This is a genomic window from Aestuariimicrobium sp. Y1814, assembly GCF_050113895.1.
Classification (GTDB): domain Bacteria; phylum Actinomycetota; class Actinomycetes; order Propionibacteriales; family Propionibacteriaceae; genus Aestuariimicrobium.
This window is the reverse complement of sequence record NZ_JBNJRW010000003.1, coordinates 112,710-134,378: the sequence shown is the minus strand read 5'-3', so window position 1 is coordinate 134,378 and position 21,669 is coordinate 112,710. Positions and strand designations below refer to the sequence as shown.

17 protein-coding genes are annotated in these 21,669 nt (G+C 68.8%); 14 read left to right on the top strand and 3 right to left on the bottom strand.

Translation table 11 applies throughout. The annotated features are described in order from the left end of the window. Entirely contained in the window at positions 1-603 is a 603-nt protein-coding gene (locus ACQE3C_RS04745) for a mycothiol-dependent nitroreductase Rv2466c family protein (protein ID WP_434538032.1), read from the bottom strand. Positions 604-744: 141 nt separating this feature from the next. Here ACQE3C_RS04745 and pepN point away from each other — a divergent pair, with 141 nt between their 5' ends. Further along, positions 745-3,312 carry an aminopeptidase N gene (gene pepN, locus ACQE3C_RS04740; RefSeq protein WP_434538031.1) on the top strand — a complete coding sequence of 856 codons (2,568 nt, stop codon included), beginning with the start codon at positions 745-747 and terminating at the stop codon, positions 3,310-3,312. Between the two features lie 116 nt (positions 3,313-3,428). On the opposite strand, the gene ACQE3C_RS04735 is transcribed toward pepN, so the two are convergent. Then, the gene (locus ACQE3C_RS04735; protein WP_434538030.1) at positions 3,429-3,704 is read right to left on the bottom strand and encodes a hypothetical protein; all 276 of its coding nucleotides are present in this window, start codon (positions 3,702-3,704) and stop codon (positions 3,429-3,431) included. A gap of 111 nt (positions 3,705-3,815) precedes the next feature. Between ACQE3C_RS04735 and pyrB the strand changes: the two genes are divergently transcribed. The 9 genes from pyrB to ACQE3C_RS04690 all read left to right on the top strand — a co-directional run bounded on the left by pyrB (position 3,816) and on the right by ACQE3C_RS04690 (position 12,038). Then, the gene (gene pyrB, locus ACQE3C_RS04730) at positions 3,816-4,862 is read left to right on the top strand and encodes an aspartate carbamoyltransferase (protein WP_434538029.1); all 1,047 of its coding nucleotides are present in this window, start codon (positions 3,816-3,818) and stop codon (positions 4,860-4,862) included. A gap of 25 nt (positions 4,863-4,887) precedes the next feature. Continuing rightward, complete coding sequence (locus ACQE3C_RS04725; protein WP_434538028.1) at positions 4,888-5,643, top strand: GntR family transcriptional regulator; 756 nt, start codon at positions 4,888-4,890, stop codon at positions 5,641-5,643. Positions 5,644-5,731: 88 nt separating this feature from the next. Beyond that, entirely contained in the window at positions 5,732-6,418 is a 687-nt protein-coding gene (deoC, locus tag ACQE3C_RS04720) for a deoxyribose-phosphate aldolase (protein WP_434538027.1), read from the top strand. Between the two features lie 60 nt (positions 6,419-6,478). After that, positions 6,479-7,978: a xylulokinase gene (xylB, locus tag ACQE3C_RS04715; RefSeq protein ID WP_434538026.1), complete on the top strand. Its 1,500-nt coding sequence runs from the start codon at positions 6,479-6,481 to the stop codon at positions 7,976-7,978. A gap of 87 nt (positions 7,979-8,065) precedes the next feature. Then, positions 8,066-9,325 (top strand): dihydroorotase, encoded by a 1,260-nt coding sequence (locus tag ACQE3C_RS04710; RefSeq protein ID WP_434538025.1) that lies wholly within the window; start codon positions 8,066-8,068, stop codon positions 9,323-9,325. Continuing rightward, complete coding sequence (locus tag ACQE3C_RS04705; RefSeq protein WP_434538024.1) at positions 9,318-9,893, top strand: AAA family ATPase; 576 nt, start codon at positions 9,318-9,320, stop codon at positions 9,891-9,893. Before ACQE3C_RS04710 ends, ACQE3C_RS04705 begins: the two co-directional genes overlap by 8 nt. Continuing rightward, positions 9,886-10,581, top strand: coding sequence for a M50 family metallopeptidase (locus tag ACQE3C_RS04700; RefSeq protein ID WP_434538023.1), 696 nt, complete (start codon positions 9,886-9,888; stop codon positions 10,579-10,581). Before ACQE3C_RS04705 ends, ACQE3C_RS04700 begins: the two co-directional genes overlap by 8 nt. Before the next feature lie 81 nt (positions 10,582-10,662). Next, a complete protein-coding gene (locus ACQE3C_RS04695) occupies positions 10,663-11,328 on the top strand; it encodes a hypothetical protein (protein WP_434538022.1) in 666 nt (221 codons plus the stop codon). Between the two features lie 239 nt (positions 11,329-11,567). Then, positions 11,568-12,038, top strand: coding sequence for a hypothetical protein (locus tag ACQE3C_RS04690; protein ID WP_434538021.1), 471 nt, complete (start codon positions 11,568-11,570; stop codon positions 12,036-12,038). Between the two features lie 135 nt (positions 12,039-12,173). Here ACQE3C_RS04690 and ACQE3C_RS04685 read toward each other — a convergent pair whose 3' ends face one another. Next, positions 12,174-13,571 (bottom strand): hypothetical protein, encoded by a 1,398-nt coding sequence (locus ACQE3C_RS04685; protein ID WP_434538020.1) that lies wholly within the window; start codon positions 13,569-13,571, stop codon positions 12,174-12,176. Positions 13,572-13,786: 215 nt separating this feature from the next. On the opposite strand from ACQE3C_RS04685, the gene ACQE3C_RS04680 reads away from it, so the two are divergent. From ACQE3C_RS04680 to ACQE3C_RS04665, 4 genes are read left to right on the top strand one after another with little or no spacing between them, the layout of a single operon-like run. Further along, on the top strand, positions 13,787-15,208 hold the full coding sequence (locus ACQE3C_RS04680; protein ID WP_434538019.1) for a DUF2397 domain-containing protein: 1,422 nt from the start codon (positions 13,787-13,789) through the stop codon (positions 15,206-15,208). After that, positions 15,205-16,359 carry a DUF2398 family protein gene (locus tag ACQE3C_RS04675; RefSeq protein ID WP_434538018.1) on the top strand — a complete coding sequence of 385 codons (1,155 nt, stop codon included), beginning with the start codon at positions 15,205-15,207 and terminating at the stop codon, positions 16,357-16,359. Before ACQE3C_RS04680 ends, ACQE3C_RS04675 begins: the two co-directional genes overlap by 4 nt. Next, positions 16,356-20,501 (top strand): SbcC/MukB-like Walker B domain-containing protein, encoded by a 4,146-nt coding sequence (locus ACQE3C_RS04670; RefSeq protein ID WP_434538017.1) that lies wholly within the window; start codon positions 16,356-16,358, stop codon positions 20,499-20,501. Before ACQE3C_RS04675 ends, ACQE3C_RS04670 begins: the two co-directional genes overlap by 4 nt. After that, positions 20,498-21,622, top strand: coding sequence for a DUF2399 domain-containing protein (locus ACQE3C_RS04665; RefSeq protein ID WP_434538016.1), 1,125 nt, complete (start codon positions 20,498-20,500; stop codon positions 21,620-21,622). The genes ACQE3C_RS04670 and ACQE3C_RS04665 overlap by 4 nt, the downstream gene beginning before the upstream one ends. Positions 21,623-21,669 lie beyond the last annotated feature (47 nt).

Here is a 21,669-nt window from a genome sequence, read left to right as displayed (position 1 = left end):
TCAGTCGAAGATGGGGTCGACCGTGCGGGTGCGCTTGGCCTCGAAGAAGCCGGGGTAGGCGGCCAGCTTCTCGAAGCCGTCGAACAGCTCACCTGCCTGCTCACCCTTCGGCGCCGGCGAGATGACCGGGCCGAACAGGGCGGTGTCGTGCACCTTGACAATGGGGGTGCCGACCTCGCCGCCGACCAGCGAAATGCCCTCCTCGAAGGACTTGCGGACCTGGTCCTCCCACTCCCCGGCCTCGGCGCGGTCGGCGATGCTGACGTCGTAGCCCAGTTCGTCCAGCACCTTGCGCAGGGTCTGGCCGTCCTTGGGTTCGTTGTTCGGGTGGTAGGCGGTGCCCAGCGCGGTGTAGAAGGCACGAATGCCGTCCTGCCCGTACTGCTCGAGCACGCCGATGGCGGCGCGGGTCGCCGGACGCCCGGCCTCGATCCCAGCCCGGTACTGCTCGGGCACATCCTTGTCCTCGTTCAGGATCGCGAGGCTGAAGATGTGGAAGGTGGTGTGCACGTCGCGCACCTTCTCAACCTCGAGCATCCAGCGGGAGGTCATCCAGGCCCAGGGGCACAGCGGGTCGAACCAGAAGTCAACATTGATGGTCATGGCACCAAGACTAACGGTGACCCACGACACAACTTGCACCTCGATTGGTGACGATTGGGCCAACACCGGCCCCGTCTCACGGGCTGACGAGGGCCCCTGCCCTAACCTCGAAGGGATCTGCCGGGCCCGGAAAGGACTTCGATGACCAACATCACGCGCGACGAGGCGATTGCCCGCTCCGCCATCGTGCGCAGCAGCAGCTACCACGTCACCGTGGACCTCGGTGGCCGTTCCGTCGAGGACCCCGACACCTTCGTGTCGACCACGCTGGCCCGCTTCCAGACCCTGAGCGACGAGCCCACCCACATCGACCTGATCGCCGACAAAGTGGTCGAGGTCGTCCTCGACGGCCAGCCGCTGGACCCGGCCGCGTTCACCGGCACCCGCTACCCGTTGGCCGCCGCGGCCGGTGACCACGAGCTCACCATCACCGCCATCTGCCGCTACAGCCACACCGGTGAGGGCCTGCACCGCTTCGTCGACCCCGCCGACGACCGCGTCTACCTGTACACCCAGTTCGAGACCGCCGACGCGCGGCGGATGTTCGCCAACTTCGAACAGCCTGACCAGAAGGCCACCTTTGCGCTGCGTGTGGTCGCCCCGAAGCACTGGGTGGTCGTCTCCAACGCCGCCTCGGTCGAGCCCGCACCCGTCGAGGGCGACGACGAGCTGGGCCGCTGGACCTTCGAACCCACTCCCCCGATGTCGACCTACATCACCGCCCTGGTGGCCGGTGAGTACCACGTGGTCACCGACACCATCACCAGCACGTCCGGCGAGGTGCCGGCCTCGGTGTTGTGCCGCCAGTCGGTCAAGGAACACCTGGACGCCGAGCGCGTGCTGACCACCACCAAGCGCGGCTTCGAGGTGTTCGAGGCCGACTTCGGCACCCCCTACCCGTTCGGCACCTACGACCAGGCCTTCGTCCCGGAGTTCAACGCCGGCGCCATGGAGAACGCGGGGCTGGTCACCATTCGCGACGAGTACCTGTTCCGTTCGCGGGTGACGGCGGCGGCCTACGAGGGCCGCGACAACACGATCCTGCACGAACTGGCGCACATGTGGTTCGGCGACCTGGTCACCATGAAGTGGTGGGACGACCTGTGGCTGAACGAGTCGTTCGCCGAATGGGCCAGCCACTACGCCCAGAGCCGGATCGTCGAGCAGTACGGCGGCGTCGACCCGTGGGTCAGCTTCGCCAACGCCCGCAAGGGCTGGGCCTACGCCCAGGACCAGCTGCCGACCACCCACCCGATCGCCGCCGACATGGTCGACCTGCGCGCGGTGGAACAGAACTTCGACGGCATCACCTACGCCAAGGGCGCCTCGACGCTCAAGCAGTTGGTCAGCCTCGTCGGCCAGGACGCATTCCTGGCCGGGGTGCGGGCCTACTTCGCCAAGCACGCCTGGGGCAACACCGAACTGGACGACCTGCTCTCTGCCCTGCAGGAGGCCTCGGGGCGCGACCTGGGCTGGTTCAGCGGTGAGTGGCTCGAGCAGGCGGGGGTGAACACCTTCCGCGCCGACTTCGACGTCGACGACGAGGGCCGGTTCACCCGCTTCGCCATCGTCCAGTCGGCCCACCCCGACTGGCCCACCCTGCGCACCCACAAGACCGCGGTCGGCCTGTTCGACCTGGCCGAAGGGCGGCTGACCCGCCGCGAATCGGTCGAGGTCGAGGTCAGCGGGGAACGCACCGAGGTGGAGGCCCTGGTCGGCACCCAGTCGGCCGACCTGGTGCTGCTCAACGACCAGGACCTGACCTACGCCAAGGTGCGGCTCGACCCGCGTTCGCTGGAGACGGCGGTCGGCGCCATCGACACCCTGGACGATGCGCTGGCGCGCGCCCTGCTCTGGGGTGCGGCCTGGGACATGACCCGGGACGCAGAGATGGCCTCGTCCGACTATGTCGACCTGGTCACCCGCGGGGTGAGCCGTGAGAGCGACCTGACCGCGGTGCAGACCTTGAACCGTCAGGCGACCCTGGCCGCGACGAGCTACACCGCGCCGGAACGCCGCGCCGAGGTGCGCGGGCAGCTGGTGCGTGGCCTGGCGCTGGCCCTGAAGCAGGCCGAACCGGGCTCGGACCACCAGCTGGCCTTCGCCAACGCGCTGGTGGGCGGGGTGCACACCCCCGGCGGGACCGACCTGCTGCAGGCCTGGCTGACCGGCGAGGAGACCCCCGAGGGCCTCGAGATCGACACCGACATGCGTTGGCGGGTGCTGGTCGCGCTGGCCCGCCAGGGTGTCGTCGGCCGTGACGAGGTGGCCGCCGAACTGGAACGTGACAACACCATCAGCGGCGCCGAGCAGGCCGCCGGTGTGCTGTCGGCGATGGCCGATGAGCAGACCAAGGCCGAGGCCTGGCAGCGGGCCACCGCCGAACCGGGCATCCCCAACGGCACCCACCGGCAGGTGTGCCAGCACTTCTGGCAGTTCGACCAGCAGGAACTGCTGGCCCCCTACAAGGAGCGCTACCTCGAGGTCGCTGAGGCCATCTCCGAGGGTCGCGACGGCTGGGAGCAGCGCGGGCATGCCGCCGTCGACGCGGTGCTGACGCTGCTGTTCCCGGTCGATGCCGACCAGGCCTACGTCGAGCGGGTCGACCAGTGGCTGGCCGAGGGCGAGCGCTCCGACCAGGTCAAGCGCACCGTGAGTGAGCGCCGTGACGCGCTGGCCCGGGCGCTGCGGGCCCAGCAGGCCCCGTAACCCGCCGAGCAGCCTGGCTGGTCGAGCACAGCGGACGAACGACGAAGGTGCCCCGCCGAGTGGCGGGGCACCTTTCGTGTGTGTGAGTAGCTGAGGTGGGTGGTGACTCGCCTGGGTCAGGCGTCGATGGCGGCGCGGCGCGCCGTCGAGGCACCCTCGGTGATGGCGGCCTCGTCCTCGGCGGCATCACCCTCGGTGAGCGCCAGTCCGTCGGCGCTGGCGCCGGCGCGGGCCTTGCGCATCAGTCGCGGCGTCCAGCCGATGGCGGTGATCACGAGAATGGCGGCCACCGGACCGAGCAGGGTGAGCCAAAGCAGGTGCAGGGTCGAAACCGGTTCCGGTTCCGGCCATCCGGGCAGGACCTCCAGCGGCAACGCAAGCCAAGCAATCATGCGGTCACCCTAGCGGAAACACTGTGCGCTGTGAGGATTCACATGTCGACGCGAACAAGTTGTGTCACCGGCGGGTGCTAGGTTCCTTGGCAGCAACCGCCAGGAGGTCATGTGCCCAGCCAGCCCACACTGCCCATGTTCAGCGCCGGACGTCACTTGTTGAGCGTCAGCCAGTTCGACCGCGACGGCCTGGAACTGCTGTTCGACATGGCCGATGTCGTGGCCCCCATCGCCGAACGCCGCAGCGTCTGCACCGTGCTCGACGGGGCAGTGCTCGGCAGCCTGTTCTTCGAACCCAGCACCCGCACCCGGCTCAGCTTCGAGTCGGCCTTCCTGCGGCTGGGCGGTGAGGTCACCACCACGACCGGCTTCACCTTCTCGTCGATGGCCAAGGGCGAGTCGATCCAGGACACCTCCCGGGTGGTGTCGGGGTACTCCGACGTGCTGGTGGTGCGCCACCCCGACGAGGGTTCGGTCGCCGAGTTCGCGGCCGCCTCGACCGTGCCGGTGCTCAATGCCGGCGACGGGGCCGGGGAACACCCCAGCCAGGCGCTGCTCGACAGCTACACCCTGACCCGTGAACTGGACGCTCGCGGCCGCTCCCTCGACGGCGCGACCATCGCGGTGGTCGGCGACCTGAAGTACGGCCGCACCGTGCACTCCCTGATCAAGCTGCTGTCAGTCAACGACGGCATCACCTTCCGGCTGTTCAGCCCACCCAGCCTGGGGCTGCCCGACTCGGTGGCCGAGCATGCCCACCAGCACGGCAACACGATCGTCGAGTGCCGCTCGGTGCTCGAGGCGGTGGCCGAGGCCGATGTGGTCTACGCCACCCGCGTGCAGCGCGAACGGATGACCGAGGAACTGCACTCCCAGGTGCGCGGCAACCTGCTGAACCGCGAACTGCTGGAGCAGGCCGGGGTGGCCCAGGACATCATCATCATGCACCCGCTGCCGAGGGACTCGCGCCACGACGCCTATGACCTGTCGTCCGACGTGGACGGCCTGCCGGGGTTGGCGATCTTCAAGCAGACCGACAACGGGTTGAAGGTGCGCATGGCGATGTTCCTGATCGCGCTGGGCTGCTCTGCCGACTCGGTGCGGGCGACGCTGAAGCAGCGGCCCTGGCGGGCCGACATCGACTGGGAGCTGGGCTGACGTGTCGGACACCCGGGTTCCCCTGGTGGGTGACCCATCGCAGCCGCTGTATCGCCGGGTGCAGCAGTCGTTGCTGGACAACATCCATGCCCACGGGCTGCAGCCCGGTGAACGGCTCTGGTCGGAGAACGAGATTGCCGCCATGTTCGGAGTCGCTCGCTCGGTGGCCCGGCAGGCCCTGTCTGACCTGGAGCGCCAGGGCATCGTCGACCGCTTCCGGGGCAGCGGCACCTTCCTGGCCAGCACCACCCCGCGCGACGCGCTGCTGTCCTCGGCCCGGGGGCTGCATGCCAACGCCGCGGCCCAGGGCCAGCTCGTCACCTCCCGGGTGGTCTCGCACAGCATCGACCCCGCCCCGACCTGGGTGGCGCTCCAGCTCGGGGTGGAGCCGGGCACCCCGTGCGCGCACCTGGTCCGGGTGCGGCTGACCGACGGGCAGCCCTGGACCTACGTGGACTCCTGGATCGTGGCCAGCCGGGTGCCTGGGCTGCTCGAGCGTGACCTGTCCCAGGGCTCGCTGTACGCGATCCTCGCTGATGACTACGGGGTGATGGTGACCAGCGCCTCACGCAGCGTCGAAGCGGCAGCTGCTTCGTCCGCCATCGCCCGGGCGCTGGCAGTGAGCGAGGGCGACCCGGTGCTGGTGGTGCGATCGCTGGGTCGCGACCCCTCGCACCAGCCTGTCGACGTGTTCACCGCCTGGCACCGCGCCGACCGGTCACGCTTCGTGGTCGAGGTCTCGAACGTGCGCTCGGGTGGGCACGTCGAGCCGTTGGACTGAATTCGGGCACCCCCGGTTGGTCAGCCGTCACAGGTTCACGTAAGTTGTACGTACAGGTCAAGTTATACGTACAATCCGAGGAGACCCGATGGACACCGCCAACATCACCCCGCAGGACCTGGCCGGCCTGATCGACCACACCCTGCTGAAGCCCGACGCGACCAAGGCGCAGTTCGAGCAGTTGTGCCGCGAGGCCGCCGAGAACACGTTCGCCATGGTGGCGATCAACCCCTACCCCGTGAAGATGTGCGCCGAACTGCTCCAGGACACCGGGGTCAAGGTGGGCGCCGCCATCGGCTTCCCGCTGGGCCAGACCACCATCGAGGACAAGGTCGCCGAAACCCTGGTCGCCATCGGCAATGGCGCGGGCGAGATCGACTACGTCATCAACATCACCGAACTCAAGGCAGGCAACCTCGCCTACATCACCGACGAGATGCAGCGCATCACCGACGCCTGCCGGGAGCACGGGGTGACCATCAAGGTCATCTTCGAGAACTGCTACCTCACCGACGACGAGAAGCGCGCCGTCGCCGGGGTCGCGGCCACCGTTCGTCCGGACTTCATCAAGACCTCGACCGGCTTCGGCACGGGCGGGGCCACCCTGGCCGACGTCCGACTGATGCGCGAGGTCGTCGGCGACGCCGTGCAGATCAAGGCGTCCGGCGGTGTGCGCACCCTCGACGCGGCCCTGGAGTACCTGGCAGCCGGCGTCACCCGCATCGGCACCTCGTCTGGCCTGTCCCTGCTCGCCGAGCTGCGCGCGCGGTCCTGACCCCATCACCCACGACTTCACCCACGACTTCACCCACGACACAGACAACGGAGTTTGACCATGCTCATCGCACACGATCTTGGAACCACGGGCAACAAGGCAACACTGGTCGACCATGACGGCCGCATGCTTGCCTCACGCACCATCAACTACGGCGCCGACTGGGGCACCGACGGCAGGGCCGAGCAGAACGCCCTCGACTGGTGGGACGCGGTCTGCCGCGCCTCACGTGAACTGCTGGCCGAGACCGGCACCAAGCCCGGCGACGTCGAGGGGGTGTCCTTCTCGGGCCAGATGATGGGCGCCGTGATGCTCGACGAACACGGTGACCCGGTGCGCCCGGCGGTGATCTGGGCCGACACCCGTTCCACCGCGGAATGCGACCAGCTCATCGAGCGCTTCGGGATGGACGAGTGCTACCGCATCACCGGCCATCGACTGAACCCGACCTACTCGCTGACCAAGCTGATGATGATCCGCAACCGCGAGCCCGAGGTGTTCGCCCGGACGAAGAAGTTCTGTCTGGCCAAGGACTTCGTCGTCATGAAGCTGACCGGGGTGCTGGCCACCGATCCCTCCGACGCATCGTCGACCAACGCCTACAACCAGCACACCGGCGACTGGGCCTGGGACCTCATCGACGCCGCCGGGCTCGACCACAGCCTGTTCCCGCCGGTCGTCGACTCGACCACCGTCGTGGGGAAGGTCACCGCCGAGGCCGCCGCGGCCTCCGGTCTGGCCGAGGGCACCCCGGTCGTCATGGGCGGCGGCGACGGCCCGATGGCGGCGCTGGGCGCCGGCGTCATTGATGCTGCCTCGGGTGCGTATGCCTACCTCGGCTCCTCGTCGTGGGTATCGGTCTCGTCCTCGCAGCCGCTGCTGGACCCGAAGATGCGCTCCATGACCTTCAACCACGTGATTCCTGGCCAGTTCGTGCCCACGGCCACCATGCAGGCCGGTGGCGCTTCGGTCGCCTGGGGCATGGAGGTGCTGGGCCAGGGCGCCAGCTACGAGGAGTTCCTGGGCAAGGCTGGCGAGGTCGAGGCGGCCACACGCGGTCTCGTCTTCCTGCCCTACCTGATCGGTGAGCGTTCACCGCACTGGAACCCGCTGGCCCGTGGTGTCTTCGCTGGGCTGCACATGGAGCACAAGCCCGAGCACATGATGCGCGCCGTTTTGGAGGGCGTGGCCTTCAACCTGAACACGGGGCTGGCCGCCTTCTACGACGCCGGGGTGACGGTCGATCACATCGACCTGATCGGTGGTCTGGCCAAGTCCCCGGTGATGCAGCGCATCCTGGCCGATGCCTGGAACCTGCCCGTCTCGCCGCGCAACATCGTGGACGAGGCCAACGCCATCGGCGCTGCCGTCGTCGCGGGTGTCGGGGTGGGGGTCTGGGAGGACTTCACCATCGCCCAGAAGGTGTCCCAGCGTGACGCCGACACCATGCCGAATGTGGAGGCGAACGCGGCGTACGCGCAGCCGTACCGGCTGTTCCTCAACGCCTACGAGCGCCTGGAGCCCTGGTTCGCCGACATGCACCAGGCCACCAACGCCTGAGTCTCGGTTCCTCGAGATCGGTTCGTCCCCGGCTGCCCATGGCGGCCGGGGACGAATCATGTCGGGGGCCGGGCCTAGGATGTGCGCATGCCCAACCCATGGACCCTCGTCGGCGCCACCCTGCCCGACGGCACGCGGGCCGACCTGCACCTCGCCGACGGCCTGCTGGTGGACTCCGCACCGGCCGGGGCGACCCGGGTCGACGCCGATGGACTGGTGGCGCTGCCCGGGCTGGTCGACCTGCACACCCACCTGCGCGAACCCGGCCAGGAGGCGGCCGAGACGATCGCCACCGGCACCGCGGCCGCGGCCCGGGGCGGGTTCACCGCGGTGTATGCGATGGCGAACACGACCCCGACGACCGATTCGGCCGAGCGGGTGCAGCAGATGCGTGCCCTGGCCGAGGGCGCCTCGACCGAGGTGGTCGTGATCGGGTCGGTGACCCGCGGCCTGGCCGGCCAGGAGTTGTCGTCGATCGCCGAGATGGGTGCGGCGGGGGTGACCGTCTTCTCTGATGACGGGTTCTCGGTGCCCAGCGCCGGGTTGGTGCGGGCGGCGATGGAGCAGATGCTGCCCTTCGACGGGGTGTTGGCCGAGCACTGCCAGGATCAGACGTTGGCCGGACCCTCGGCCTGCTGCCACGAGGGAACTGTCTCGTCCGATCTGGCGTTGGACGGTTGGCCCTCGATCGCGGAGTCGGTGGTGATCGCGCGGGACGTGCAGATCGCCGCCTATCTGGGTGCGCGGCTGCACGTGTGCCACGTGTCGACCGCCGAGGGTGTCGACGTGCTGCGCTGGGCGAAGGCCCGCGGGGTGCGGGTGACCGCCGAGGTGATGCCGCACCACCTGCTGCTGACCGTGGACGAGTTGCGTTCTGGTGACACGACCTACAAGGTGAACCCGCCGCTGCGCCCGGCCGAGGACGTGGAGGCGGTGCGCGCGGCGCTGGTCGACGGCACCATCGACATCGTCGCCACCGACCACGCCCCACACCGGGCCGAGGACAAGGCCAAGCCGTTCCCGCAGGCCAAGCCGGGAATGATCGCCATCGAGCAGGCGCTCAGCACGGTCGTCGAGACGCTGGTGAAGCCCGGGCGGCTGGGCTGGGCCGAGGTGGCCCAGAAGATGAGCCACGCCCCGGCGCGGATCGGTGGACTCGCCCACCAGGGTCGTCCGCTGGCTGTTGGGGAGCCGGCGAACCTGGTGCTGGTCGACCCGTCGCGGCGCAGCGTGGTGGATCGGGAGGCCTCCCTGTCGAAGGGGCGCAACAATCCCTACCACGGTCGTGACCTGCCCGACCCGGTGGTGGCGACCTGGTGGCGGGGCCGCCAGACCTGGCGTGCGTGACGTCGACTCGCCGCTGGGGTTCCGCCCGCGGCGGGTGATCGTGGCGGGGGTCTCGGGTGCCGGCAAGACGACCCTGGCGGGGCGGATCGCCGATGCGCTCGGGTCGCGCCATGTCGAGATCGACGGGTTGTTCCACGGGGCCGGCTGGGTGCCGCGGCCGGAGTTCGAGGCCGACGTCGAGGCCTTCGTGGCCGAGGACGAGTGGGTGACCGAGTGGCAGTACCGCAGCGTGCGCGAGCTGTTGGTGTCGCGCGCCGACGTGATGGTCTGGTTGGACCTGCCGTACTGGACCTCGACGCTGCCGCGGCTGGTCGCGCGGACGCTGCGGCGCCGGCTGCGGCGCGAGGTGTTGTGGAACGGCAACGTGGAGCCTGCGCTGTGGACGGTGTTCACCGACCCGGAGCACATTCTGCGGTGGTCGTTCTCGACGCGACACAAGTACCGCGAACGGGTGCCACAGCTGGCCCGGGACGAGCCGGGGCTGGTGGTCGTCCGGTTGCGGTCGCGGGCTGAGGTCGAGCGGTGGCTGGCCGGGCCGCTGGCCGACGTAGGCTGTCGGCGTGCTTGAGCTCTGGACGCGGATCACCACCGCCCAACCGGTGCCCTCGGTGGCGGTGGTGGGGCTGCTCGGGGCGGTGGCGCTGGGGTTGGTGCTGTTCGCCTGGCCGTTGGTGCGGATGCTGGTGACGATCGTGCACGAGGCCGGGCATGCGGTGGTCGCCGCGCTGTGTGGGCGTCGGCTGTCGGGCATCAGGTTGCACTCGGACACCTCGGGGTTGACGGTGTCGCGGGGTCGCCCGACCGGGCCCGGGATGGTGGCGACCCTGCTGGCGGGCTATTTGGCGCCCGGGGTCGTCGGGCTGGGGGCGGCGCTGGCGCTGGCCGGCGGGTATGCGGTCGCGTTGTTGTGGGCGTGGGCGGTGCTGCTCGCGGTGATGCTGTTGTTCATCAGGAACTTCTACGGGCTGCTGGTGATGCTGGTCGTGCTGGCCGGGGTCGCGGCGGCGTCGTGTTACCTGGAACCGGTGCACCAGTCGTGGCTGGGGTTCCTGCTGACGTGGCTGCTGTTGTTGTCGGCGCCGCGGCCGACGGTGGAGTTGGCGCGTCGGCCGTCGGCGGGGTCTGATGCCGGGCAGTTGGCGCGGATCACGAAGGTGCCGGCGCAGGTGTGGACACTGGTCTTCCTGCTCGGGACGCTGGCCTGCCTGGTCGGTGGGCTCGCGGTGTTGACGCCGAGGGTGTTCGACCTGTTCTAGGGGTGGCGGCTGGCTGGGAGTTATCCACAGGTTGCGTGGGATGTCTTGGGAACTGGCCGGGTTCTGGGTGAAGATGGGCGAGTGTCCAGCACCCATCCCCTTGCGCGGCGTTGTATCGCCGGCGTCACGTCGGCCGTGGCAGCAGTGGCGCTGCTCGCGGCCTGCCAGCCCAGCGGAGGCGAGACCACTCCCCCGCCCTCGATCTCACCGATCCTGCCGACGACGCAGACGGGCAGCCCGAGTGTGAGTTCGAGTTCTAGTGCGAGTGCGACGGTGAGCCCGTCGCCGTCGCTGGTGGTGACGGCCAGGCCTACGACGGCGGAGGAGACTGCGGCTCTGGCTGCGGAGGCCGAGTGGGTCTATCGGGAGATGCGCCGGCTGATGGACGAGTACGAGAGTCAAGGTGGGGCTGAGACCCTGCCTGAACCGCTCAAGGAGTTTGTCGGAGGGGTATACGCCAGCAGCGCCGAGAAGAGCCTGCAGTTCACGTTCACCCAAGGGAACAGTTTTCAAGGCTCCACAATCGTCCATCGGCAAGCCATTATCGGCGAGGACCTCCAGCCGAGCTCACTGATCGGGATCCAGTTCTGCAATGACATGACAGGGCGTAGCGCTAGCGCCAAGGGCGGTTCACCGCAGCAAGTGAACGCCCTCGTGCGCAATCGAGCTGAGTTCAGCAGGGCGTCGGATGGGAAGCTGCGAATCACCTATAACGAATCCAAGGAGGCTTCGTCATGCGATGGGTAGCACTGCTGGCAGTACTCGTGCTCATTGCTGGAACCTTCACTCCGACCGCGAATGCCGACATCCGGGTATGCATCGAGGAAGTCTATGATCCCATCACGGGTACTTTGATATGCACACAGTATGTGGGCGGCGAACCTGACCCCGCCACCCCTGTCGATCCCAACGCCGATACTGGTTGGCTTGGCTGCTCGGCCGGCCCCGGCCTGGATCCCTTGTCTCACTGCAACCCAGCTACCGGCGTGAACATCCCCGCCGTCGCCAGAGAAGCCAGCCTCAGCCTCCAGGTCCCCGAACCCACCATCCAGATCGGACCCGACCCCGCCCGCAACAAATGGAACATGATCCCGATCGGCTTCCCCATCTGGATCTGGACCACCGAACCCAAAGCCCTGCACGCCACCACCACCCAACAGGGCATCACCATCACCATGACCGCCACCCAAGGACCCACCACCATCACCCTCGGCGACGGCACCACCATCACTTGCACCACCATGACCCCCAGAGCACCAGTCATCACCCCACCCCCACCCTCGCCCGACTGCGGACACACCTACACCGACAAGGCCCACTACACGATCACCGCCACCACCACCTGGACCATCCAATGGGACGCCCTCGGCTTCACCGGCACCATCCCCATCACCCGCACCGGCACCGCCCCACTCCACGTCGGAGAACTCTCCAGCGTCCTCGTCCAAGGCCCCTGACTCCGCACCCGAATCGCCTCCTCGTTCACCGGGGGCCGGCGCATCGAGGGCACGACGAAGATCACCAGGATGGCGATCGAGTTCTGCGACGACCAGAGCTCCCGGCAGGCTGCGCATGACCCCGAGGCGAGACCTTCAGACCGCGACCTCCACCGGTTCCTCGGGCCGCTCCAGAATCCGACCGGTCGGGTCAGTGATCATCCACGACCGTGACGGGGTCACGAGGTAGCCGAAGCCCAACTTCGACGTCCACAGGAACACCCCGGGTCGCACCTGGTCCAGACTCCACCCGCCGAAGGTCTTCAGCCGGTGCACCCACCGCGACAGCGGCCCGAGGTTGTCGCTGCGAGTCAACGGCATCTCAGCACCCCGCCGGTGCCGCCACTCGACGGTGTGGTCCATGTCGCAACCCGCCGAAGGCCGCTGAGAGAACGGGAAGACCTCGTACGGGTTGCGCAACTCCACCGCCTCCCGCATCCGCGCCGGGCACTCGTACGAGTCGGTGGGCACCTGGTTGCCGGCATCCAACACCGGCCGCACGCGCACCCGCGTGTGCCCCAGCAACTCCTTCGTCCAGCCCGCCAACAGCGGCCCCAACTGCTCACTACGAGCAACCCCCTCCCCATCGCGCAACACGCCATCGGTCAGATGGACGACCACGTCAGCGATCGGCAGCAACTTCTCCGGGTCCGTGGTCACCGCCCCGCAGGTGTGCCCGCGCAGCCCCGCCGCAGGGCACTCTGCATCGAGCGTGGGCAACTCGTCCTGCGCGGCCCCCTGCAGCATCTGCAGCCCCAGCGCGGGGCTGGCCAGCACGCCCAGCGCCAGCGCCCGGCGCATCCCCATCGATTCCAGCAGCGCCCCCTCGGGCCGGCACTTTCCCAGCAACACCGCCACCTGGTCCAGCCGCGCCTTCAGGAACACCGCCTCGGTGGCCGGCAGCACCGCCCACATCTGGGTGAACCCCTGATGCGGCTCCCCGAACTCGACCCCGCACTGCTTCTTCAGCTCCTCGTGCTCCGACTGCGCCTCCTTCGGCCGCATGTCGGTGACCCGGCCCTTCACGTAGCGCAGCAGCCGGCGCCGCGACATGTGGCCCAGGTCGGGGGCGATCTCCTGGTCGATCTGCAACGCCTCCTCCAGCGTCAACGGCCTGATGGCGTGTGCCAGGTCGATCGCAGCCCAGACCCGCACGCGCCCGGCCTCGATCGCCCTCCACACGCTCGGCAACCGGTGTCGCACCGCGAGCACGTCACCGATCTGCAGCTGCGCCAGATGGGGGGTCACACCCCACAGCGCCGAGAGCTCCAGGACGCAGAACTCGGCGACCTCCGGCGTGCCGTCACCACCCCACTTCACGGTGCGCTCCATGCCGTCCAGCACCGGCCCCCCATCTGCCTCCGCCCGGTACTCGTCGGCGAACTCCGCCAACGCCAGGAAACGTTGCGCCTCGGCCCGGTGGACCGCCCGATCCAACTCCACCAACCGTGCGGCCACCCCGCGGGCCCGCACTGGGTTGAACTCGCTCATCATGCCCCCAATCTCCATTGATTCGAACTGATGATCCATTCTCTCAAGGGGGTCTGACACAAACAACACCCAGATCCGAATCTGTGGATAACTCCCCAGACTGTTGATCTGGATGACGACCAATAGGGTGTGACCGGAAAGGATGTGCGATGAGCGACGAACAAGCCACCTTGTGGGCACTGCTGCCCCTCCCCGGTGCCGTGCCTGCCGCCTCCTACTTGACCGGCGCCCTGGCCTCGCAGTACCGCCTCATTGTCGACGTCCTCGACGACCAACGCACCGTCTCCCTCACCGGTGTGGGTTTCGATGAACTGATGATCCTGATCAGGGACCGCCTGCCAGCCGAGCAGTCCCGCGAGCTGCTGCAGGACTTCCCGCTCGAGACCCGTCTGCGGGCCCTGGTTGAGTGGGGCACGTGCGAATCCTGGCAGGACCGTGCAGAAACGCAGCAGGACTTCCTCCGCAACCGCTACCGCTACCAGCTCACCGAAGCGGGCTCCGCCATCAACGCTGCCATCCGAAGGCTGGAATCAGACCTCGGTTCAACGTCCACCGCCGTCCTCCTGGCACCCGTCACCATCGTCGAACGGCTGCGTGCCACGTTGGCCGTGCTCGCTGATCCTGCCCAGGCCAGCCAGGAATTCGCACAGGTCCAGACCACACTCGACGCGATGGGAGCAGCCGCATCGGAATGGCAGTCCCGGCTCGCGACGGCGATCGGCGGTTCACCCTCCGAAACCAAGGTCAAGCGCCTGCTGGAGACGATCCTCGCCTACGTCGAGGCCTGGGGATCCGGCGTGGATGCGTGGACTGACGCCATCGTCGCCACGTTCCCGGGGCTCGAATCTATCCCCGAAGCCACCTGGCGGGCGATGGCCCTGACCCGCCTCGGCTCCGAGGCAACCGAGGGCTCCATCACGGCCGCGATCACCGAGATGCGCGCGGCGGTAGCCACGTTGGCCATGTGGTTCGGTGGCCCCAACCCGCAGGCGGGTCGGTTGCGTCGCCAGATTCGCAACGCCGTCGCACCAGTACTGCGCAGCCACCGGACATTGTTGGCCGTGGGGGGCACCATCTCGCGGAAGGCCGACCTGCTCCAGCTGGCCGCCGCCATCGAGTCCGCAGCTGACGACGAAGCAGCTTGGCAACTGTGGTGCACCGCCACCGGGCTCTTCCCCGCCCGGCACTTCACCACGCCGACCCCCGAAATCACGGGCGGGCAGCGGACCTCCACCTGGGATGCCCCGCCAGCGGTGATCTCCCGACGCCTGCGCACCCAGGCCGCCCGCTCGCTCACCGGGCGGGCATCCCACATCACCGACAACTCCGTCGCCCGGGCGGAGGCGCGCCGCATCGCCGCGCGGGAACAGGCCGACGTCGAACGGGCCGGCGCCACACTGGCCGCTCGCTCCGGCACAAGCTTCAGCGAATGGGACGAACTGGACCAGACGGAGACCACACTCCTGCTGGACCTCATCGCCATCGCCCGCAACGACACGGCCTCGGGTGGGGCTCGAAGGGGCATCAGCCCCGATGGCCGGTGGCGGCTGACGCTGCACCCACGGCCCGGCTCCGCGGTGTTGTCCACACCGGAGGGTCGTTTGATCCTGCCCGATGCCCTGGTGGAGTTCAGCACATGAGTGAGCCCATGCTGCGAGCCGACCTGGCGGACAAACAGCGCGCCATGGTGGGCCTGCTCGCCAAACAACTGGTGGCGCCCTGGACCAACCCCGAGCTCTACGCTCTCGTCCACCGCCACGCACACCTGCTGGCGACGTGGTCGGCCCGCCTCGGCTACCGGCTGGCCCGCATCGACCAGTGTTACCGGCTGCGCCGCATGCCGATCGACGGCACCGTCTCCGTCCCGATCGGCTCCCCACCGTCGCGCTCGGAGTTGTTGCTGGTGCTCTATGCCGCTGCCTGCCTCGACGATCACCGCGAGGAAAGCATTACCCTGCAGGACCTTTCCGACCTGGTGCACCTCAGCACCGTCGGCCTCGGCCGCTGGCCCTATGACCCCAACCTGCGCACCCACCGTCGCGAACTCGTCCGCGCCATCGGTCGGCTCATCACCTACGGGGTGCTCGAGCAGCGCACCGAGGACCAGTTCCTGGAAGGGTGGGAACGCAGGGGCGAAGGCATCGGCGCGGGCTACGTACTGCACCGCGACGCCCTCACTCTGCTCATCGACACCGGCGACGTGGCCCTCGCCCTCAACCACGCCACCTCCGAGGACGACACCCGCGGCGTGCGCCTCCTGCGACAGCTCATCGAGACCCAGGCGATCCTGTTCGGTGAACTGACCGAGTCCGAGCAGAACTACCTCATGAACCAACGCTCACGGCTGACCTCCCTCGCCGAAGAGATGACCGGGGGTCAGGTGGAGTTCCGCTCAGACGCGATGCTTCTCATCCTGCCGCCGGACAGGGATCTGCCCGCACCCATCCAGATCGACTTCCCGTCGGCCACCGCCGCCGATTGGGTTTCGCTGCGGCTCCTCGACGACGTCGCCCGTGTCACCGCCGGCACGCATCGGCGATGCCCCCATGACATCGTCCTCACCCTGGCCACCGAGGTCCACCGCGAGAACTCCGCCAACCTCACCAAGGAACTTCGCGACTCCCCCACTGCGGTGCTGGCCACGGCACAGGAACGGCTGAGCGATCTGGGCCTGCTCCGGATCCTGCCCGACGGCGCCTGGGAACTGACGCCATCGGCCGGCCGATTCCGTGACGCCGAACTCCGACCGCCCGACATCCCCGCAGAAGCGTTGTTCCCGGAGGAGACATGAGAACCAACGACGAGCTCAAGGCCTGGCGCGAGGCCGCATCCACGGGTGGACTCCCCCAGCCCGGCCGCGAGCGCTGGCAGCCGCTCCGCGCCGGGGTGGTGAACCTCTGGGAGTTCGAGGCGGCCGAGTACTGGTACGCAGGCGGCTGGGCACAGCTCATGGGACGCAACGAGACCGGCAAGTCCTCGCTCATGGCGCTGACGACGCTGATCCCCTGGCTCGCGGACACGTCCAGTGACAAGATCGACACCCTCGGCCGCTCCGGCAAGCAGTTCTCCTACTACGTGCGGCCAACCGGTACCGACGGTGACCGTCGCGACGCCAGCGGCTCCCACTTCCATGGCTGGCTCTGGGTGGAGTACGGACGGGTCACTGATGACGGCCCCCAGTTCTTCACGACACTGCTGTACGCGTCCGCGCGTGGCGCCACACCACGCGTGAACCTCGAATGGTGCACCGCAGAGGGCAGCCGGGTGCGCGAGGCGCTCCGGCTCGCGATCGGCCGCGAGATCTTGTCCCCGAAGAACATCGATGCCCCCGGCTTCACGCAGCACGGATCGGCCCAGGCCTACAAGGCGGATGTCGCCGACAGGCTGCTGGCCAGCACCGTCGACAGGCTCGAGATCGTCGGGAAGATCCTGAAGGTGACCCGCACCCCGAAGCTCGGCGCGCAGTTGGACGTCCGATTCGTCACGGATCACCTGCGCTCGTCCCTGCCCGAACTGCGCCGCAGCGAGATCGAGCAGTTGGCGCAGGGCTGGGACCAGTTGGACCAGATCCGCCACGACCTCAAGCGCACGCAGGACGCCGCCGATATCGTCGCCAAGTTCACCTCAGACGCGTGGCAGCCCTGGCTGCAGGCGAAGCTGCGCATCGCCGCGGACGAGGCCGCCGACCGGCGCACGAAGTTTGACAGGGTGCGCCGCGACGAGGACGCCGCCCAGGAGGTGTTGCGCGAGGCCGAGGCAACGAATGCCGAGCTGCACCGTCGCTCCGACGAGGCACAGCTGAGGTCCGAGTCCGCGGCTGCGGCCGCCGATGAGTTGCGCACATCAGCCGCCTTCAAGGAGGCCCAGGGTCGGATCCAGGAGCTACATCGCGCCGAAGAGGCCGTCACGTCGGCGGAACAGGTGCGCCAGCGCGCCGCCAAGGACCTGCAGCGGGCCACGGAGGCCAGAGCGACGACCGCCGCCGACCACGAGGAGCAGCAGCGCGCCGTCGCGGAACAGGAGCAGCGCACCGGTGAGGCCCAGGACTACACGCGGCGAGACGCTGGTCTGGCGGGACTGCCGACCCCGGAGGCAGAGCTCGATGCGGATCGGCTGCGGCAACGGATCACCGAGCGCCGGCGCGCTGTCGATCAGGCGGCCAAACTCGTCCGGGCCAACACCGAAGCCAACACCCAGGCCACCCAGGCGGAAGAAACGGCAGCAACGCTGCAGGGTGTGGCGGAAGGCGCCGTCGCCGATGCTGAAGCAGCGTGGCTCGAAGCCCAGGCGCAGCGAGAATCGCTCATCGACGCGGTCACCACGTGGACGAGGGACCTGGCAGCCGCGCCAGACCACCGTCCTTGGGTCGACGGACTGCCGCGAGCAGTCACCGATCTCGACGCCCCGACGCTGAAGGATGCCATCCGGGAAGACTGGTACGAACCCCGCCGCACCACCCTCGACGACGAACGCCGCCTCGCGGAAGCGGCTGAGGAGGCCGCCCGTGACCGGGCTGACCACCTGCGGGTCGAGATCGCGAGCCTCGAGGGTGCTGGGATCGTGCCACCCGCCGAGCCCGTCCTGTGGCGACGACGCAGCCGCGACGGCGTCGACGGCTCACCGCTGTGGCAGTTGCTCAACCCGGTGCCCGCCCTGCCGGACGACCACCTCGCCCACATCGAAGCCGCGCTGGCGGCGTCCGGACTGCTGGATGCGTGGGTTTCACCCGAGGGTCTGGTGGGCCTCGACACTTTCGCGGTGGCACCCGGGGCCGTCGTCGGCGGACAGAACCTGGGCTCCGCGCTGACCGTCGCCGAGAGCGCCGGTCCACTTGCCGCGGTCGCGCAGGCGGTGCTGGACGGTGTGGCCCTCCTGGGTGACGGCACACCGTTGCCCGACGGCGGGCTCGCCGTCGCCACGGACGGGCGGTGGCGCTCATCCGCACTGACCGGTACCGCGGCACCTGCCCATGAGGCAGCCGAATGGCTCGGTGAGGCCGCGCGCGAGGCACAACGACGCCGTCGGCTCGAAGCTCTCACCACCCAACTACAAGCGGACGAGGCCGTCGCGGCCCAACAGCACTCCCTGGCCGTGGCGGCCCGCGCGTCATTGGGTTCCCTTACGGATGCGTTCGGACGGGCCCCCTCGGATACGCAACTGCGCCAGGGCATCCACACTGCCGTCGATCGTGAACAGCAGGCGGACGCACGCAGCACGCAAGCCGCCACCGCCGCCCAGACCGCGAGGACAGCCCGCGCCACCGCCGACAGCCGGCGCGCCGAGCTCCTGCGGTTCACGAACGACGCTGCCCTGCCCCACACCGCCGATGCGCTCGACGAGGTCCGAGAAGCCCTCCACGCCGTGGTGCGACGACTGGACCAGCTTCGGTACGCACGCGAAGCCCTCTACGACGCCCGCGCGGTCGCCCATCGAACTGGCGCCCAGCTGGCCACCAGGCAGCGGGAGTACGAGGACCTGGTCGACGCCGACCGTCAGGCCGAGCGAGACCTCACCGTCAGCCGAGCCCGTGCGGCCGCAGTGCGCGCCATGAGCGGTGCCGACGACGCCGCGATTCTGGATCGGCTGGAGGAGTTGCGGATGGAGGCCGGCCAGGCCGCTGCGCTCCACAAGCAGCTCGAGAACCAACGCAGCGATCTCCGGGAGCGTCTCGGCGCGGCACGCACCAAGTTGGAGAGCACCCAGTCGGAACGCGAAGTGGTCACCCGTGAGCGCGATGAGGCCTTCCGGCAGTTCAGGTCGCTGGTGGATCGCGGATTCCTGCTGGAACTGGACCTCCAGCTCCCTGAACCAGCATCGTCGACGATCGAGAACGTCCGGGCGCAGGTGGCCGAGGTACGGCGCGCCATCGGCCCTCGACGCTGGCAGGAAGGGGACGCGCGCGCCAACGCCGAGGTTCTGCAACGGCTGCGGTCCACCCTCGAGAACAGTTCCCGCGACGTGAACAGCGAACTGGAGCAGGGTGGGCGCTCGCTGAAGCTGGAGCCCGTCGATGACCTGATCCGGATCGACGTGACCGTGGACACCAACGGCCGGACGTTGCCGCTGCGGGAGGCGGTGGAAGACCTCGCGGTCACGGTGTCCACCCTCCAACGCGCCTACGACGCGCGCGTCCAGGCGACGCTCGACGAACTGCTGGGCTCGGCATTCCTCGAACACATGCGCGACCGCATCGGGACCGCTCAGAATCTCATCCGTGAGATCAACAAGGTGTTGGGCGAACACGCGACCACCACCAGCGGCACCGCCATGCGGATCCGACTGAATCCAGACCAGAACCGCGCCGTGCTCGACGCCGTGTCCGGGGCCGCGCTGCAGGACCCGCACGTCCAGGAGCAGGTCCGAGGGTTCCTGCGTGATCGCGTCGACGAGGCCAAACGGCTCGCGGCAGACCGGGGCCAGGCTGACTGGCACGACGCCCTCGCACAGCAGCTCGACTACCGAGACTGGTACGAGGTGACCCTCGAACGGCGCATCGGTTCCGGCGGCAGCTGGAATCCGCTCACGACACGCAGCTTCGCCGAGATGTCTGGCGGTGCGCGGGCCGTCATGTTGATGCTGCCCCTCGTTGCGACGCTGGCGGCCCTCTACCGCGACATGCCCGGGGCACCCCGCCCCATCTGGCTCGACGAGGCGTTCGACGGACTCGACGTCGCGAACCGCTCCATGGTGATGGACCTCCTGCGGCAGTTCGATCTCGACGTGCTCCTCGCCGGCCCCGGCCGCCTGGTCAACGTCGAGGTGGTGCCGGCCGCGGCCATCTACCAGGTGGTGCGGGCACCTGCACCACTGCCGGGAGCCGATCTCACCCTGGAACTCTGGGCCGGTGGCTCACTGGACCTGATCGATCTACCACTGTCCTGGCTGGATGTTGCCCCCACCGAGCCGGCACCCGGGCAGGACTCGTTGCTGTGAACGTCCCTGCGTTCATCGTCGACTGGGCCCGGTTGCCAGGTCCGTCGAAACTGCTGGCGACGGCGCGGACCAAGCTGGAGGCCGGGCGTCTCGGGCCGCGGGCCAAGCTCGATCTCGAGTTCACGCCATCTGAACGTTCAGAGGTGGGCCGGATGCTCGATGCGGCGTGGGCGGGGTCCGGTGAGCCGGTCCCGATCGCCCGCCTCCGACACTCACTCGCCGAGCACGGCACCACGTTGGAGGCGCTGCTCACTCAGGTATCGGGACCGCTGCGCGACCTGCGTTCCGAGCGTGCACAGCAGGTGACAACGCGCCAGACCGACCGGGACGAAGGGCTGGCGACGCTGGGTGCGCTGGGTGCGGGCGCCGTCGATCCCGCGGTGCTGCAGCGCTGTCTGGTGGGGGCGGCATTCTGGTCCGTGCGGGCCGCCGACATCACTCGCGTCGTGCAGCATCTCGACGGTCTCGCTCGAACAAGGTCCCAGCCTGTGCACCTGGCCGTGTTGGCGGCGTCGCTGTTCGGGGATGCGCATGCCCTGGACCGGGACGCCGGCCTGGGCAGGGCCGTCGCCAGGTTCCTGCGCGGGCGGGCCACCACCGAGGACGAGCCCTACACCGATCCCGTCGGGGATGCGACGGCATGGCATGCAGCCTGGGAATCTGGCGGGGTCATCTGTGACGGCGTCTCGGCGCGCGCCCTCGTCCTCAACCTGCCGCTGACCGGTGACGGGTCAGCGGCACGGCTGGCCGAGATCCGCGGCGAACCGGTGTGGCTGACCTTGCGAGCGCTACGCCAGCCCTTCCGCTTGGCGGACGGCATCGAGGAGGTCTTCGTGTGTGAGAACCCGGCCATCGTGGAAGCCGCCGCCGATCGCTTCGGCGCGGCGAGCAGACCCTTGGTCTGCACCTTCGGCAACCCAGACTTGGCCACCACCACGTTGTTGCAGGGGATCGCACCGCAGACCCGTCTGCGAATCCGCGCCGACGGTGACCGGGTGGGCTGGCAGATCGTCGAACGCCTGCTGCGCCTGCCCGGCGCGCAGCCCTGGCGGATGCCCCGCGGCTTCGAGCGCTACGAAGAGGAGATCATCGAGGATCTTCTGGGTGATCTGGCCCTCTAGCCAGATGGCCCGTCCACCGAGACGAACTCGGCGGACGGGCCACGAAA